Origin of the sequence: Candidatus Caldatribacterium sp. SIUC1 (assembly GCF_051549785.1) — a bacterium.
GTDB lineage: Bacteria > Atribacterota > Atribacteria > Atribacterales > Caldatribacteriaceae > Caldatribacterium.
On record NZ_CP189974.1, the window covers coordinates 1,803,265 to 1,819,184 of the forward strand.

The window sequence follows — 15,920 nt, forward strand, 5'->3', positions numbered from 1 at the left end:
CCTTTCTCAATCCTCAAGAGAAAAGTGGGACAGGCCTTCCCGGATTTTCTCGAGAATTTCTCTCTCTACAAGCTCCTTGGCTCGCAGAATGGCGCTTTTGATATCCCGGGCCCTGGACTTCCCGTGGCAGATGAGGCACACCCCCTCAACCCCAAGGAGGGGTGCACCGCCGTATTCGCTCCGGTCAAGCCTCTTCCAGAGCGACCGGAGCCGCTCCTTTGAGGCAGCATCTCCAATCTCCCGCTCCAGAAGCTGAGCGATGAGCTCAATGAGTCCCTCACCGAACTTCAAAAGGGCATTCCCAGTAAATCCGTCACAGACGACGACATCCACCGTTCCGTCGACAATGTTCTGCCCCTCGGCATTCCCCACAAACTCGAAATTCAGGCTGTCCCGTCGCTCCTTAAAAAGCTGGTATGCCGCTTTCACCACTTCGTTGCCCTTTCCTTCCTCCTCTCCAATGCTCAAAAGACCCACCCGGGGACGGGAAACGCCAAGGACGATTTTGGCATACTCTGCTCCCATAATGCCGAAGTGGAAAAGGTGCTTGGGTTTACAGTCGACGTTTGCCCCTACATCAAGGAGCACACAGTACGAGCGGGTGTTGGGGATGAGCGCTGTGATGGCTGGTCGCTCCACCTCCGCAACATGCTTGAGGCCAAGCCACGCTGCCGCCATGACCGCTCCGCTATTTCCCGCAGAGATGAAGGCGTCAACCTTTTTCTGCGCCAGAAGCTGGATACCCCTGCAGATGCTGGAGTACGGCTTCTTCTTCACCGCCTCTGCAGGATGCTCCTGCATGGAGATGACCTGCGGGGCATCCTCAATAGGAAAGTCTTTTTCCTGCATGGAAAGGGTTTCGTACAGGGCAAGGAGCTCTTCTCTGGGGCCAAGCGCCACAAGGGTATACTCGGGAGAATAGGCCTCTTTCAGGCCTTTCACAATCTCCAGGGGGGCAAAGTCGCCACCCCACACATCCACCGCAATCCTCATTGCCCTTCCCCGCTACTCTTCGACCTTGAGAACCTGTCTTCCTTTATAGTACCCACACTCAGGGCACACGTGATGTGGGAGCTTGGGCATGTGGCAATGAGGGCAGCTGACAAGGTGTGGCGGGTGAATAACCCAGTGTGTTCTCCTTTTGTTTCTTCGGCATCGCGAGGTTTTATTCGTCAGATTCGCCATGCTCGAATACCCCCTCTATTCTGCGAAGTCAAGGTGTAGGATAGTATAGAACAATTTCTGCTCCTTTGCAAACGCTTTACCCCGGTTTCCAGCGCTTAAGCGCCACAAGTCTTGGGTCAATCTCCTGTTCCTCGCAGCGGCACTGCACCTCGTTCCTGTTCCCCCCGCACACCGGGCACAACCCCTTGCAGTCAGGACGACACAGAGGCTTCATAGGAACGTTGAGAAGAACGATTTCCTGGATTTCCTGGGTGACGTCCACATAGTTTTCCTCTTCGGTAAAATACCGGACTTCCACGGTCTCCTCTGCCTCTGCCTCGAAATCCGAAGGACGCGTCAGGCGGCTGGCATTGCGAAGCTCCAAACGGAAAGGAATATCCATGGGATAGAGAAAAGGTTCAAGACAGCGGGCACAGTGCAGAAGAAGAGCCGTTCTCAGGCGGCCCTCAACGAGAATCTCCGAACCACAGTTCACGAGGTGGACCTCAATTTGCACCGGCTGGGTGAAGAGGACGTCCTCTCTCCCCAGACGGACGGAGGGGAAAACTTCCTCCTGGAGGTCAAAAAACGTTCGCCCTGTGCCCCTTTTGACCTCCCCAATGTACAGCTGCACACCTTTCACCTCATTCCCCGTGCAATTCGCCAGGTATCCCGGGCGATCACAAGCTCCTCATTGGTGGGGATGACCATCACCTGGACCCGCGAATCATCCCGGCTGATCAGGGCCTCTTTCCTCCGCACGGTGTTCCGTTCATCGTCAATGAGAATCCCAAGGTGCTCAAGACCCGAGCAAATAGACTTTCGAATGTAAGGGGAGTTTTCCCCAATTCCTGCGGTGAATACCAGACCGTCAAGCCCACCGAGGATAGCGTAGTACGCTCCGATGTACTTTTTGGCCCGGTAGGCAATGATGTCGAGGGTAAGACGCGCCCGGTGATTGTGTGGTGCTGCATCCTCAATGTCCCGGGTGTCGCTGCTTATCCCCGAAATCCCGAGAACCCCGCTTTTCTTGTTCAGGATTTCCTCCACTTCCTTCGCCGAAAGGCCTTCCTTCTCCATCAGAAAGAAAACAATCGCCGGGTCAATATCGCCGCACCGGGTCCCCATAACCAGGCCCTCCAAAGGAGTGAACCCCATGGAGGTATCGATGGACTTTCCGTGGAGGATGGCGGCAAAACTCACCCCGCTGCCCATATGGCAGGTGATGAGCCGGAGCTCTGCAAGGGGACGGCCCATCATCTTTGCCGCTCGCTCCGCCACATACCGGTGAGAGGTTCCGTGAAACCCGTACCGCCTTATGCGGTACTTCTCATAGTACTCGTATGGAATGGCGTAAATGTACGCGTACTCAGGGAGCGTGCCATGGAAAGCGGTGTCGAAGACCGCCACCTGCGGGACCCCAGGGATGAGTTCCTGGCAGGCTTCAATGCCGAGGATGTTGGGAGGATTGTGCAAAGGCGCAAGGTCCGCACAGGCTCGAATGGCTTCCAGAACCTCATCGGTAATCAGCACTGAACCGGTAAACTTTTCACCCCCATGGACGACCCGATGCCCAACGGCGTCGATTTCCCCAACGCCGGAAAGTACCCGGGTTTTCCCGGAGGTCAAGGCAGCGATAACGAGTTCCAGGGCCACACGGTGATTTGGCACAGGACGATCTTCAACGAAGGTGTCAAGAGCCGACCGGTGTTCCAGGCGAGATCCTGGAATGCCGATTCTCTCCACAATCCCCCGGGCGACCACCTCATAACGGTCCTCGTCCTCCATCCGGAAGAGCTGGTACTTGACGGTTGAGCTACCGCAGTTCACCACAAGGATGTTCAAGGCCCATCATCTCCCCTCTAAAACTGCGTCTGGAGAACAGTGACCGCAATCTGGTCAACGATGTCTTCAGCCCTGCAGCCCCGGGAAAGGTCGTTCACCGGCTTTGCCAGACCCTGGAGGATTGGTCCAATGGCCCTCCCCTGGGCCAGGCGTTCGGTGAGCTTGTAGCAGATATTCCCCGCATCAAGATCAGGAAAAATCAAAACGTTGGCCCTCCCCGCCACCGGGCTTCCCGGAGCCTTCCTTGCCCCCACCTCCGGAACGAGCGCTGCATCCCCCTGGAGTTCACCATCGATGAGGAGATCCGGAACAAGGGTCTGGGCAATGCGCGTGGCCTCTCGCACCTTATCTACCCGACTGTGCCTGGCACTCCCCTTGGTCGAAAACGAAAGCATGGCCACCCTTGGTTCCCCTCCCACCAGGAGACGAAATGTCCGGGCAGTGGTCACCGCGATGTAGGCCAGCTCCTCAGCACTGGGATCGGGGTTAAAACCGCAGTCGGCAAAGAGGAATACTCCGTTCTCCCCGTACTGCGTGTTGGGGAAAACCATGAGGAAACAGCTTGAAGCAAGTTTAATGCCCGGAGCGGTTTTGATAATCTGCAGAGCGGGACGGATCACATCAGGACTTGTGAACACCGCTCCTCCCACGACACCGTCGACCTCTCCGCAAAAAAGCATCATGCAGGCATAGTACATGGGGTTCTGGAGGAGTTCCTCCGCTTTTTCAAGTGTAACCCCTTTCTCCCGGCGAAGCTCAAAAAGCGACTGGGCATAGGCTGTCCTCCTGGAGTCCTTCTGGGGATTCCGGATTTCCACCCCCTCAAGGCTTACCCCGAGAGCCTCGGCTCTCCGACCAATCTCCTCCTCATCACCAAGAAGCACGATGGATGCAATACCTTCCCGGGTTGCGAGACTCGCAGCGCGGATCACCCGTTCATCGTGCCCTTCGGGAAGGGCGATCTTCTTCCCCAGGCCCCGCGCCCTTTCCCGGATGCGAGCAAGAATGTCCATAACACCTCATCTCCTCTAAGCGAATTTTTATCTGGAAACCGAGCTGAATTTCTCCCGGAGCCGCCGCTCCACCCCCGGGGGGACAAGACCCCGAACGCATCCACCAAAGCGGGCAATCTCCTTGACCACCGTGGAATTGAGGTACGAGTACTCGGTGCTTGTGGGGAGGAAAACGGTTTCAATTTCCGGAGCCATTTTTCGGTTGGTCAGGGCAATTTGCGTCTCGTACTCGTAATCGGAAATGGCGCGCAAGCCTCGAAGAATAACCCTGCAACCCCGAGAGCGGGCAAAGTGCACGAGAAGCCCGTCGAAAACCTCAACCTCAACGTTGGAAAAGTCAGCCACTGCCTCTTCAATCATGCGCTTCCGTTCTTCCGCACTGAACAGGGGGACTTTGTTCGGATTCTGCAACACCGCCACGATAAGGTGGTCGAAGATTTTCCTCGCCCGGTCGATAATATCAAGATGCCCGTTGGTGATAGGGTCGAAACTCCCAGGGTAAATGGCTACGATCACCTGTGCCCCTCCATTCTCTTAACCTTTCAGTTTCCCGAAAACCAGAACGCTCTTTCCATACCGCCGCACATCCTGAACCCCAAAAAACGCAAACCCCTCTTTTTGCCACTCCTTCCGGGAGCACCGGATGACCACAAGCGCATTGCCTATGACAACTTTGAAATTATACAACTTTTCCATGACCTGGGAAATGTCGTAAGCAAAAGGGGGGTCGAGAAACACGACATCAGGCCGTTCGAGGGCCTGGGGGAGTTTCCTCGCCTGCCAGAAATCCCAGCGCACAACCTGAGCCCGGTCTTCATACCCACAGAGGGCGATGTTCCGTCGCAGAATCTGGCATACTCTTGGGTTGCTCTCAAAAAAATACGCCCGCCGGGCACCTCGACTCAGAGCCTCAAGCCCTAGGGACCCACTCCCGGCGAAAATATCGTACACAACGCTTTCGGGAAGCTCATCCTTAAGGATGTCAAAAAGCGCCTTCCTGGCAACTCCCTGAATGGGACGGACACCGCATCCTCCAGGAACAACGATTTTCCTGCCCCTTTTCTCCCCTCCAATAATGTGGATATACCCCACTCAACCAACCTCCCCAAATTCCAGATAACGACCAAAGCGCCGTTCTATTTCCTGCCGAAGCGGACGGTGCTCCGGTCTCTCAAGGAACGGGTCTTCGGTGATGATTCTCTCTGCTTCCTGGTGAGCCCGCTCAAGAAGTGGCCAGTCCGCAAAGGGGTCGGCAAGATGGAACTCGGGTACCCCGTGCTGACGCACACCATAGAACTCCCCGGGACCCCGGAGACGAAGGTCCTCTTCGGCAATGCGGAAGCCATCATCCGTTGCTGTAAGGATGGCCATGCGCTTCCGGACGTTTTCCCCCGAGAGAGCAGCAAGGAGGATGCACACTCCTTCTTCGCTTCCCCGGCCTATTCTCCCCCGGAGCTGGTGGAGCTGTGCAAGGCCAAAGCGTTCAGCGTTCTCCACCACCATGACACTGGCTCTGGGAACGTCGATGCCCACCTCGATCACGGAAGTCGCCACCAGAACGTCAACATCACCCCGGGAAAACCGGTGCATGATGTCTTCCTTTTCCCGCGAAGAGAGTTTCCCGTGGATAACCTCTATGCGGAACTCAGAAAGCCACTTTTTCTGGAGTTCCTCGAATACCTCCTGGACGTTGGCGATCTCCTCTTCGCTCTCCTCAATGGCCGGACACACAACATACGCCTGTCGACCTTCCCTAAGGAGCTTCCGCACGCGATTGTAGGCCTTGAAGCGTTCCTCAAGAGGGAAACAGAGCGTCCGTGTCGGCTTCCTCCCTGCCGGTTTCTCATCGACCACGGAAACATCAAGGTCCCCGTAAAGCGTCAGCGCTAGAGTCCTGGGAATCGGCGTCGCCGTCATCACCAGGGTATGGGGAACCGTAGCTTTCTCCCTGAGCTTTGCCCTCTGGAGCACCCCGAAACGGTGCTGTTCGTCGACAATCACAAGACCGAGATCTGCAAAGGCAACCTTTTCCTCGATAAGGGCATGCGTTCCGATAACAATATCCACCTCCTTTTTCTGTATCGCCTCAAGGAGCTGGCGCTTCTCCTTCGTGTTCCCCCCTTTCAAAAGCCCTACTCGAACCCCCAGGGCCGCAAGAGGCTCGCGGAAACGGGAGTAATGCTGCTCGGCAAGGATCTCGGTAGGGACCATAAAGGCCACCTGGCGCCCGGTTTCAACCACCCGCAGAGCGCTGATGACTGCCACGATGGTCTTCCCCGAGCCCACATCCCCCTGAACCAACCGGTTCATAACCCTGCCGCTTGCCAGATCATGGGCAATCTCAAGACACACCCGCTTCTGTGCCTCTGTGAGAGAGAAAGGCAGAGACCGAATGAAACGCTCCGCAAGAGGAGATTCCAGAGGACAGGGGGGAACCTGGAACGTCTCGAGGGTTCTCCTGCGGATTTTCAGGCTCAGGGCAAAGAGGAGAAATTCTTCAAGGATCAGGGCAAGGTGAGCAGGACTCCGGCGGGCCTGGAGCTCCTCAAAAGAAGCGGTGGAAGGCAGATGGAGTTCCCGAATGGCCTCGCGCTTTGCGGGGATTTGCAGACGTTCACGAAGGGCAGGAGGAAGGACTTCGGGAACTTCGTGGAGACAGGTCTCAAGAGCAGAGAGGATAACTGCCCGGAGCTTCTTGGGGGGTAAACCTTCGGTGAGAGGATACACAGGAACGAGGCGTTCAAAATCGGTCGTCCTGAGCTTTCCCACCTCGTACTCAAACGTTGCTGTCTCCCAGGCCCCGAAGGCGTACCGGAAATTTCCCGATACCCGAACCCAGGTGCCCTTTTTCAGAACCTGGGCGAGATACCCCCGGTTGAAGCACACCAGACGAATCTCTCCCGTTCCATCGCTCACGACGACCTTCAGCAGAGGACCCCGCCGGGTTGGCTCGATTTTGTGCTGCACCACTTGTCCCTGGATGGTCTCAATCCCCACACCCTGGAGACTCCGAATCGGTTTGATTGTGCCCCGATCGCGGTACGTTCGAGGAAAGAAAAAGAGGAGGTCTTCCACTGTGAAGATTTCGAGGCGGTTCAGCTTTTTCTCCAGAGCTGGACCGACACCCTTAAGGTAACGCACCGGCTGAGCAAGGGAGGGGACAAACTTCCGGGATTTTGGTGACACACCCTTTCCCGGCGCGGGACTTGCCCGAAGGGCGCTTTCAATGGTCAAAAGCAGGCGCCTCCGCTCCTCCCGGGAAAGGTCCTCATAACCCTCAAGCTGCCCAAGCCACTCCTCCGGGTGATGCCCCTCCTTCTGCAACCATCCTTTGAGAAACCGGTTGAAACCCCCAAAAACCGAGGTATTGTCGAGTTTCTTCTTCTCCTGCTCGATGACTCTGAGGACTACTTCCTTAGAACACCGCGCCATACCCTGCCCTCCCTCTCTATTGTACAACCGGGAGAGAGCTCAGAGAAGGCGCTGCCTTATTCCTGATCCGCCAAGGTACGCAGAACGAACGCGCTCATCGTGCATGAGGTCCTGAGGCTTTCCTTCCAAAGCCACACGGCCGTTCTCGAGAATGTAGGCGTAGTTTGCAACCGAAAGTGCTTTGCGGGCGTTCTGCTCCACAAGGAGAAGAGAAACCCCCTCTTCCTCGTGGATCTGGCGGATAATCCGGAAAATCTCCTGGACAACCCGGGGAGCCAGCCCCAGAGAGGGCTCGTCCATAAGAATGACCTTTGGCCTTGAGATCAGGCCTCGACCGATGGCCAGCATCTGCTGTTCCCCTCCCGAGAGGGTGCCGGCGAGCTGCCGGCGTCGTTCCCGCAAAACTGGGAAGAGCTCAAAAATCCACGCCCTTCGCCTTTCTCGCTCGGCATTGCTCACCAGATGGCGAACCCCGTAAAGCCCAAGGAGAAGATTCTCTTCTACAGTAAGCGTGGGGAAAATCCGGCGGCCCTCGGGAACATGGGCGAGGCCCTGGCGCAAAAGCTCAAAAGGAGCAAAGGAGCGGATGTCCCGACCGCAGAAGAGGATTCTCCCCTGGACCAGGGGGAGGAGTCCTGAAATGGTCCGAAGAAGCGTGGTTTTTCCTGCTCCGTTGGCCCCCAGAACGGCAACAATCTCCCTCTCCTTAAGCTTAAGGGTCACCCCCCGAAGCGCTTCCACTGCCCCGTAAGAAACCCGGATATCCTCAACCTCAAGAAGTGCTCCCAACCCACTCCTCCTCTTTCCCAAGGTATGCCTCGATAACCCTGGGGTGGTTGTAGACCTCCCACGGTGACCCTTCAGCAATCTTGCTCCCCATGTCCATGACGCTGACCCAGTCCGAAATCCCCATCACAACATTCATATCGTGCTCGATGAGGAGGATGGTGATGCCTTCCCGCAAAAGCTCCTGCAAGAATTCCATGAGCTCCTCCGTTTCCCTCTCGTTGAGTCCAGATGAAGGTTCATCGAGAACAAGGAGTTCGGGTCCTGTGGCTAAAGCCCTGGCGATTTCGAGGTACTTCTGCCTACCGTAGGGGAGATTCCGGGCCAGTTCATTTCGGTATTCCCACAATCCCACCCGGTACAGCCAGTACGCAGCCGTCTCCATGAATTCCCGCTCTTCCCGAAATTGAAAAGGCGTGCGAAGGACGGTGGAAACAAGTCCCGAACTTCCACGACAGTGGCAACCCGTCAGGACGTTTTCAAGACAGGTGAGGGAGGGAAAAAGACGGATGTTCTGAAAGGTACGGGCAATGCCCCGGGCCACCACGAGATGGGGCTTCAGGCCGGTGATATCCTCTTCCCTGAAGAGCACTTTCCCCTCATCGGGACGGTATATGCCGGTGATAATGTTGAACAGGGTGGTTTTCCCTGCTCCATTTGGACCGATAAGACTCGTGACCCTTCCAGGGTACACCGCAAGGTCGTACCGGTTCACCGCCACAAGTCCCCCGAAGCGAAGGGTGACCCCCTGAACCTCAAGGAGAGGACGGTTGCCAGACCCATGAAGGAGTTGAACCGGGGAACGCTCCTTCAAAGAAACCTGTCCCCCCAGCACCGGGGATGTCCCCTTTGCAGAAAACCCCTGCGCACCAAAACCATCAAGCCCCAGGTTCTCCCTCTTTCTGGGGAGAAGACCACCGGGACGGAAAATCATCGTCACCATGAGGGCCAGGCCGAAAAAGAGGAGGCGAAAGCTTGCAAAACGGCGGAAAACCTCGGGGAAGACAACCACCAGAGCCGCTCCAAGAAGGACACCGGGGAGAGAACCAAGGCCTCCGAGGAGAACGATGCAGAAAAGCAGTGCGGATTCCATGAAGAGGAAACTCTGGGGCGACACCACGGCCATTTTCGCCGCATAGATATTCCCCGCAAGACCCGCAAAGGCTGCTCCCAGGGTAAAGGCCAGGAGTTTGTATGCCCGCACATCGATACCCGTGGCCTCGGCGGCAATCTCATCCTCCCGGATAGCATTCCAGGCACGGCCTATCCGGGACCTCTGGAGACGCAAAAGCACGAAGGCAACGAGCGCCACCACCACCCAGACAAAGTAGTAGAACTGCGTGGGCGTCTGAATCACAAAAGGACCAAGGGCGGGGAATCCCACACCCGTGATACCGTTGGGGCCGTTGGTGATACCCCAGGGGTTGTTGACGATGATGATACGGACGATCTCCCCGATACCGATGGTGACGATACAGAGGTAGTCCCCCCGAAGATGCATCACTGGAGACATCACAAGGTAGGCAAACCCTGAAGCAACAAGGGCACTCACGGGCAGAAGCAGCAAAACCGGTATATTCAGGGTGGTGTTCAGAATGGCTGTAGTGTATGCCCCAATGGCGTAGAAAGCAGCATGGCCAAGGTCGAAAAGCCCCACCTCCCCCAGGACGACGTTGAGGCTAAGCCCCAGAAGACCGTACAGTCCTACGAAAAACCCCACATCGACCCAGTAGTCGTTCACAAAGGGGAGGAAAGGGAAGACGGCAACAACCCCTCCGAGGAGAATGGGAACAAATCGTTGGAACCGACCTCTCCTGGTGCAGGAAAGCTCCGCACCCATCGGACTACACCTTTTCTGCGACTTTCTCACCGAGAATCCCCGTTGGCCGGAAAATCAGGACCAGGATGAGGATCAGGAAAGTAAACCCGTCCTTCCAGGCCCCTCCCCCGGGGATGTACCCTGCAAGGAGTGTCTCAACGACCCCGAGGAGCACGCCCCCCATCATGGCTCCCGGGATGTTGCCGATGCCTCCGAGAATGGTGGCAGTAAAGGCCTTGAGTCCGTAGTTCCACCCCATGCTGAACTGAATCGACCGGTAGTACATCCCGTTCATGACCCCCGCCATTCCTCCCAGAGCCGGTCCCAGGGTGAACACAAAGAGGATAACCCTCTGAACGTCGATGCCAAGGAGGGTGGCCATCTCCCGATCCAGGGCCGTTGCCCGTACTGCTGCCCCGAACTCTGTCTTCTCCACAATCCAGTACATCACAAACATCACCCCGAGGGAGAGGAGGAGGATCACTACCTTAAGGAGCGGCAAAGACAGCCCCAGAAACCTCAAGGAGGCAGCAGGAACGAGGTCACCCGGATACACCTGGAAGCGGGGCCCCCAGATGGCCATGATGGCATTCTGGAGGAAAATGGACATACCAAGCGCAGAAACGACAAGGGGAAGGCGTCCTGCCCGATAAACTGGCCGATAGGCTACTCGCTCGACGAGAATCCCCGCTCCGGCATTGGCCAGAAAGGCGAAAAGTATCGCCCCCAGCACCCCCCACCAGAGCCCTGCTCGTTCTGTGATCCACGCTGCTCCCCACACGAGGAAGGTGTAGCCCAGGTAACTCCCCAGGGTGAAGAGGTCACCATGGGCGAAATTGATGAGCTTCATGACGCCATATACCATGGAATACCCCAGGGCCACAAGGGCGTAGAACGACCCCACCGTCACTCCGTTCACAAGCTGCTCAAAAAATACCCGCAATCCTGTCCCTCCCGGATTCTCCCAGGGTCCACCGGGAAGACCCGGTGGGAAAAGCTTTAGGGTGTAAAGAGCTCAAGCTGTCCCTTCTCGTTGTACCGGTACATGGCGTAGGGGACACCCTTCCGGTCTCCCCGCTCGGTAAAGACAATAGGGCCGGTGATGCCCTCGGCATTCTCCATCGTGCGCATAGCCTGGGCAATATCGTCCGGTTTTATGGACTTTGCGTTCTCTATCGCCTGTGCAAGGGCAAAAAGGGCATCAGCAGCGTAAATCGGCCAGGGGGAGGAAGGGATATTCCCGTACTTTGCCCGGTAGGCTGTAAAGAACACCTGAGCTTTTGGAGTATTGAGATCCTGGGGAAGGGGTTCCTGGGTCATAAAGGTTCCCGCCACGTACTCAAGACCCGCGATACGGACAAAGTCCTCATTGGGTACGGCATTGCTCCCCACAAAGGGTACGGTGATGCCCATCTCCCGGGCCTGCCGGACCAAAAGCCCTGCCTCAGGGTAGTAGGCGGTGTAGTACCAGACATCGGGATTGCTCTCCCGGAGCTTCGTCAGCGCCGCACTGTAATCCTGTTCTCCAGGGGTGATGGCGTCGTAGTACACGATCTCTGCCCGGCCTTCCCTGATGTACGGTTCAAGGTACTTCTTCGTTTCCTCGGCCACGCCTTTCCCGTAGGTCTGGTTGTCGTGCATGATGGCGATGCGCCGCCATCCCATGGCCTCAACAGCAAAGCGGGCAAAGAACTCACCCTGAGAGTCATCCCGCCCACAGGTCCGGAAGAAGTACCGGCGCTCCTTCCCCATGGTGAGCCGCACTGCCGTCGCCCCATAAGCCACACACACCACCCGGTTCCGCTCGTAAAGGTCCGCAGCAGGTTCGGTCACCGACGAACCATAGCTGGCGATAGCCGCCACGACCCCCTGGGAAATGAGCTTCTGTGCCGCCAGAGCACTGTCCCTGGGGTTAGAGGCATCATCGGCCACAATAATCTCCACAGGGCGACCGAGAATACCTCCCTGCTTGTTGATAAGCTCTGCCGCGACTTCCACACACTGCCTGGCCATCTGCCCTTCAATGGCAAAGTTCCCCGTTATGGGAGCCTGAAGGCCGATGCGAATGGGCTCCTCAGCGAAAACCTGCCCCCCAAAGAGCACAGCACCGAGAACCAGAAACACCACGATTCTCCTGCTTTTCACTCGACTTCCTCCTTTCCTGAGGTTTCCTCCCGAGAAGCAACAATGCGGATCCGGAAGAAGGACTTCTTTCCGACCCGAAGAACATCCCCATCCCTCAGCGGAACATCCTGGTCCACACCGCTTATACGCTCTCCGTTGAGGTACACACCTCCCTGTTCAAGGCAGCGACGCGCCTCGCTTTTTGACTGGAAAACACCCGTTCTCTGCAGGAGCTTCATAATCCAGAGCTTCCCTGCAACGAGCTCGGACTGGGCAATGCAGAGGTCCTGGGCGCTCTCAGGACAGGTTTTCTGGGAAAATGCCCGTTCGAAATCCTCAAGGGCTCTTTTCGCCTCTTCCTCCCCATGGTACAGGCGAACAAGCTCAAAGGCTAGCTCCTCCTTCCAGACCTTCGGGTGGAGTTCTCCCCTCTCGCAGGCCTCCTTTTTCTTCCGAACCTCCTCAAGAGGAACGTCCGTGAGGAGGACGAAGTACTTCTCGATGAGGGAATCGGGAATGGACATGACCTTCCCAAACATCGAGAAGGGGGGCTCGTTGATGCCGATGTAGTTCCCGAGGCTTTTGCTCATCTTCTCTACACCGTCAGTTCCCTCAAGAAGGGGCATGGTGATGATGACCTGGGGTTCCTGACCGAACTCCCGCTGCAGGTCCCGTCCCACAAGGAGGTTGAAGCGCTGGTCCGTTCCTCCAAGCTCTACATCGGCCTGGAGCGCCACAGAATCGTACCCCTGCAGAAGGGGATAGAGGAACTCATGGAGCCCGATGGGCCTCCCTTCCCGCAGGCGCCTGGAAAAATCTTCTCGCTCAAGCATCCGAGCCACAGTGAAGCGGGAGGCAAGGATGATAACCTCCTCCAGGGTGAGCCGGGAAAGCCAGGTGCTGTTGAAGGCAATCCTCGTTTTCTCAGGGTCAAGGACTTTGAAAACCTGCTCCGCGTAGGTCCGGGCATTCCTTTGAACCTCTTCTTCTGTGAGTTGCCGCCGGGTCTCCTTTTTCCCCGTTGGATCGCCAATGCGACCCGTAAAATCACCAATGAGGAAAATGACCTCGTGCCCCAGCTCCTGGAACTGCCTGAGCTTTCGAAGGGTCACGGTGTGACCCAGGTGGATATCGGGAGCACTGGGGTCAAAACCCTCTTTCACCACGAGCTTCTTTCCCGTTTCATAGAAGCGGAGGAGTTTCCTCCGGAGGTCCTCAAGGTCGATGATTTCTTCTGTACCACGCTTGAGGATAGCAAGGTCCCTCTCAACTTGCTCGGCATACTGTGCCAACGTCTTTCACTCCTTTCGAAATCCCCGCTTCAAAAGCGCCACAAGGAGTGGATACCCCAGCCCGTAGCAGGCCACAGCTTCTCCAAGGAGGATGTAGGAAGCCGTCACTCCGTAAGGAACTTTAAAGAGGAAAGCAAGGTACGCGGCAACTCCAAAACCATTAACGAGAACCGGAGGGAGGGGGGCAAGGAGAGGGTGACGCACGCGGGAAGTCCAAAAGGCGGCAAGGAACGTACACAGGGTTCCCAGGGAAAAGTCCCAGAATCCCAACCCTCCCAAAACGTTCGCCATAAAGCACCCCAGGGTCAACCCCCAGATGGTCTCGGGAAAGAGGTAGGGCAGCACCGTCAGCGCTTCGGCAATACGCACCTGAATGGGACCATAGGCGAAAGAAGCAAAGGGGGGGAGCACAACAAGAAGAGCATACAGTGCTGCCACAAAAGCTCCACGAGCAAGGCTTTTCATTCCGTTTCCCCCGGTTTTGTGGTACCATATCATGGCACATATTATACCAAGAATGGCTGAAACCATGAGAAGGGGAAACAGGAAAAACACCCGGTTTCTTGCTCTGGCCTTCACAGCCGGTCTTCTTGCGGGAGGCGTGCTCCTTGGGGGTATGCTCCTTCCCCTTTCGGAAGACCTGAAGACCATCTCAACTCGCCTCGAAGACTTCACGCCCTCCCTCACCACAAGGGTCTACGATATCCGGGGGAGGCTCATCGGAGAATTCTTCACCGAACGGCGCGAATACGCCTATCTTGAGGAAATCCCTCCTCTCCTCCAGAAGGCTTTCATCGCCAGCGAGGACCAGAACTTCTTCCGCCACCCCGGAGTGGACCCCTTCGGCATCCTCCGGGCGCTGTGGCAGAACCTGCTCAACCTCAGAGTCGTCGAGGGGGGGAGTACCATCACCCAGCAGCTCTCCCGAAGCCGTTTCCTCGACAACCGGAGGAACCTGGAGCGAAAAATCAAAGAGCTCCTTCTTGCCATCCTCCTTGAGCGAAGGTACACCAAGGAAGAAATCCTCGAGGCTTACCTCAACCAGATCTACCTGGGACATGGCGTATACGGGGTGAAAGCAGCAGCTCGCCTGTACTTTGGCAAAGACCTGGCTGACCTCAATCTTTCGGAGATGGCCATGCTCGTGGGGGTTGCCCGGTCCCCTTCGTACTTTTCTCCGTACATCGACTTCTCCGCAGCCCAGAAACAGCAACGGCGGGTCCTGAGGCGGATGCTGGAGTGCGGTTTCATCACCCAGGAGGAATTCGAAAAAGCCCTTTCCACCCCCATTGTGCTCTCAGGCCTTGAGAAACGCGCTTCCCTCTGTCCGTATTTCCTCGACTACCTTCTCAAGGAGCTCCGTGCAACCTTCGAGGACTGGCAAATCTTTAGCGGCGGCCTCAAAATTTACACCACGCTTGATGCCGACATCCAGAAGGTCGCCAACGAAGCCCTCAAAGAAAGCGGATACCAGGGAGCAATTCTCTGCATTGACCCGACAAACGGGTACATCAAGGCCATGGTGGGAGGGCGAAGCTACGAGGAGAGCAAGTTCAACCGGGCAACTCAGGCATACCGGCAGCCAGGATCAACCTTTAAGCCCTTCATCTACGCCGCAGCTCTCGATAGTGGTTTCACCCCAAGCAGCGTCCTTGTCGATGAACCTCTGGAGTTTCCAAACGGCTGGAAACCCCAGAACTACGAGCGGATTTTCCGGGGACCGTTGACATTGAGAGAAGCCCTGGAGAAGTCTGTGAACATCATCGGGATTAAGCTTCTCCAGGAAGTGGGCATCGACAAGGTCATCCAGTATGCCAGGAAAATGGGCATACGGAGCAACCTCAGGCGGGACCTGTCGCTTGCCCTGGGAACTTCTGAGCTGACCCTCCTCGAACTTGCCACGGCGTACTCGGCCTTCGCCAACGGTGGGATGGTTCCCGAACCCCTGGCCATCCTCCGGGTAGAGGACACCGCAGGTCACGTCCTCTACGAGCGAACGCCAGTGGTGCGACGGGCGCTTTCGCCGGACACGGCATACATCATGGCCCGTCTCCTCCAGGGGGTCATAGAGCGAGGAACAGGGAGAAGGGCAGCCATCGGCAGGCCCGTGGCGGGGAAAACCGGAACCACCGAAGACTTCATCGATGCATGGTTTGTGGGATTCACTCCTGACCTGGTGTGCGGAATTTTCCTTGGGAACGACGACCGGAAACCCCTGGGGCCTCAGAAAACGGGGGGCATCATCGCCGCTCCTCTCTTTGCCCGGGTGATGAAAGAAGCCCTGAAAGACATCCCACCCCATGACTTCCCTCGTCCTGAAGGGGTGGTGGAAGTCGCCGTGTGCCTGAAAACCGGCCTTCTGCCCTCGCCCTCCTGCAAAACCGTTGTGCTCCCTTTCAAAAGAGGAACCGCTCCCCAGACGGTTTGCCCATCCTGCCCCTGACC

15 protein-coding genes are annotated in these 15,920 nt (G+C 56.8%); 1 reads left to right on the plus strand and 14 read right to left on the minus strand.

What is annotated here, in order from left to right; all coding sequences use genetic code 11:
• Positions 1-6: 6 nt before the first annotated feature.
• The 14 genes from plsX to ACP6EK_RS09535 all read right to left on the minus strand — a co-directional run bounded on the left by plsX (position 7) and on the right by ACP6EK_RS09535 (position 13,940).
• Positions 7-993, minus strand: a complete 987-nt coding sequence (plsX, locus tag ACP6EK_RS09470; RefSeq protein ID WP_438315771.1) for a phosphate acyltransferase PlsX — start codon at positions 991-993, stop codon at positions 7-9.
• 12 nt (positions 994-1,005) lie between these two features.
• A complete protein-coding gene (gene rpmF / locus ACP6EK_RS09475) occupies positions 1,006-1,185 on the minus strand; it encodes a 50S ribosomal protein L32 (RefSeq protein WP_427366013.1) in 180 nt (59 codons plus the stop codon).
• Positions 1,186-1,261: 76 nt separating this feature from the next.
• A complete protein-coding gene (locus ACP6EK_RS09480; RefSeq protein ID WP_438315774.1) occupies positions 1,262-1,798 on the minus strand; it encodes a YceD family protein in 537 nt (178 codons plus the stop codon).
• Positions 1,799-1,803: 5 nt separating this feature from the next.
• On the minus strand, positions 1,804-3,009 hold the full coding sequence (locus ACP6EK_RS09485) for an acetate/propionate family kinase (RefSeq protein ID WP_438315776.1): 1,206 nt from the start codon (positions 3,007-3,009) through the stop codon (positions 1,804-1,806).
• A 17-nt stretch (positions 3,010-3,026) separates the two neighbouring features.
• Positions 3,027-4,022: a phosphate acetyltransferase gene (gene pta, locus ACP6EK_RS09490; RefSeq protein WP_438315779.1), complete on the minus strand. Its 996-nt coding sequence runs from the start codon at positions 4,020-4,022 to the stop codon at positions 3,027-3,029.
• A 27-nt stretch (positions 4,023-4,049) separates the two neighbouring features.
• Positions 4,050-4,538 (minus strand): pantetheine-phosphate adenylyltransferase, encoded by a 489-nt coding sequence (gene coaD / locus ACP6EK_RS09495; RefSeq protein ID WP_438315782.1) that lies wholly within the window; start codon positions 4,536-4,538, stop codon positions 4,050-4,052.
• Positions 4,539-4,556: 18 nt separating this feature from the next.
• Positions 4,557-5,114, minus strand: a complete 558-nt coding sequence (gene rsmD / locus ACP6EK_RS09500) for a 16S rRNA (guanine(966)-N(2))-methyltransferase RsmD (RefSeq protein ID WP_438315785.1) — start codon at positions 5,112-5,114, stop codon at positions 4,557-4,559.
• Positions 5,115-7,454, minus strand: a complete 2,340-nt coding sequence (gene recG, locus ACP6EK_RS09505) for an ATP-dependent DNA helicase RecG (RefSeq protein WP_438315787.1) — start codon at positions 7,452-7,454, stop codon at positions 5,115-5,117. It abuts the gene before it with no gap.
• 39 nt (positions 7,455-7,493) lie between these two features.
• Positions 7,494-8,243, minus strand: a complete 750-nt coding sequence (locus ACP6EK_RS09510) for an ABC transporter ATP-binding protein (protein WP_438315790.1) — start codon at positions 8,241-8,243, stop codon at positions 7,494-7,496.
• Positions 8,227-10,080: a branched-chain amino acid ABC transporter ATP-binding protein/permease gene (locus tag ACP6EK_RS09515; RefSeq protein WP_438315793.1), complete on the minus strand. Its 1,854-nt coding sequence runs from the start codon at positions 10,078-10,080 to the stop codon at positions 8,227-8,229. The genes ACP6EK_RS09510 and ACP6EK_RS09515 overlap by 17 nt, the downstream gene beginning before the upstream one ends.
• A gap of 4 nt (positions 10,081-10,084) precedes the next feature.
• Complete coding sequence (locus ACP6EK_RS09520) at positions 10,085-11,002, minus strand: branched-chain amino acid ABC transporter permease (RefSeq protein WP_438315796.1); 918 nt, start codon at positions 11,000-11,002, stop codon at positions 10,085-10,087.
• Positions 11,003-11,058: 56 nt separating this feature from the next.
• On the minus strand, positions 11,059-12,204 hold the full coding sequence (locus tag ACP6EK_RS09525) for a branched-chain amino acid ABC transporter substrate-binding protein (protein WP_438315799.1): 1,146 nt from the start codon (positions 12,202-12,204) through the stop codon (positions 11,059-11,061).
• Positions 12,201-13,475 carry a tyrosine--tRNA ligase gene (gene tyrS, locus ACP6EK_RS09530; RefSeq protein WP_438315802.1) on the minus strand — a complete coding sequence of 425 codons (1,275 nt, stop codon included), beginning with the start codon at positions 13,473-13,475 and terminating at the stop codon, positions 12,201-12,203. The genes ACP6EK_RS09525 and tyrS overlap by 4 nt, the downstream gene beginning before the upstream one ends.
• 6 nt (positions 13,476-13,481) lie before the next feature.
• Positions 13,482-13,940, minus strand: a complete 459-nt coding sequence (locus ACP6EK_RS09535; RefSeq protein ID WP_438315805.1) for a QueT transporter family protein — start codon at positions 13,938-13,940, stop codon at positions 13,482-13,484.
• A gap of 64 nt (positions 13,941-14,004) precedes the next feature.
• On the opposite strand from ACP6EK_RS09535, the gene ACP6EK_RS09540 reads away from it, so the two are divergent.
• The gene (locus ACP6EK_RS09540) at positions 14,005-15,918 is read left to right on the plus strand and encodes a penicillin-binding protein 1A (RefSeq protein ID WP_438315807.1); all 1,914 of its coding nucleotides are present in this window, start codon (positions 14,005-14,007) and stop codon (positions 15,916-15,918) included.
• The last annotated feature ends 2 nt before the right edge of the window (positions 15,919-15,920 follow it).

What these genes read in the sequence shown, in the direction of transcription:
- plsX (WP_438315771.1), bottom strand. Translation starts at nt 993, where the DNA reads ATGAGGATTGCGGTGGATGTGTGGGGTGGCGACTTTGCCCCCCTGGAG.
- rpmF (WP_427366013.1), bottom strand. Translation starts at nt 1,185, where the DNA reads ATGGCGAATCTGACGAATAAAACCTCGCGATGCCGAAGAAACAAAAGG.
- pta (WP_438315779.1), bottom strand. Translation starts at nt 4,022, where the DNA reads ATGGACATTCTTGCTCGCATCCGGGAAAGGGCGCGGGGCCTGGGGAAG.
- recG (WP_438315787.1), bottom strand. Translation starts at nt 7,454, where the DNA reads ATGGCGCGGTGTTCTAAGGAAGTAGTCCTCAGAGTCATCGAGCAGGAG.
- ACP6EK_RS09515 (WP_438315793.1), bottom strand. Translation starts at nt 10,080, where the DNA reads ATGGGTGCGGAGCTTTCCTGCACCAGGAGAGGTCGGTTCCAACGATTT.
- ACP6EK_RS09535 (WP_438315805.1), bottom strand. Translation starts at nt 13,940, where the DNA reads ATGAAAAGCCTTGCTCGTGGAGCTTTTGTGGCAGCACTGTATGCTCTT.
- ACP6EK_RS09540 (WP_438315807.1), top strand. Translation starts at nt 14,005, where the DNA reads ATGAGAAGGGGAAACAGGAAAAACACCCGGTTTCTTGCTCTGGCCTTC.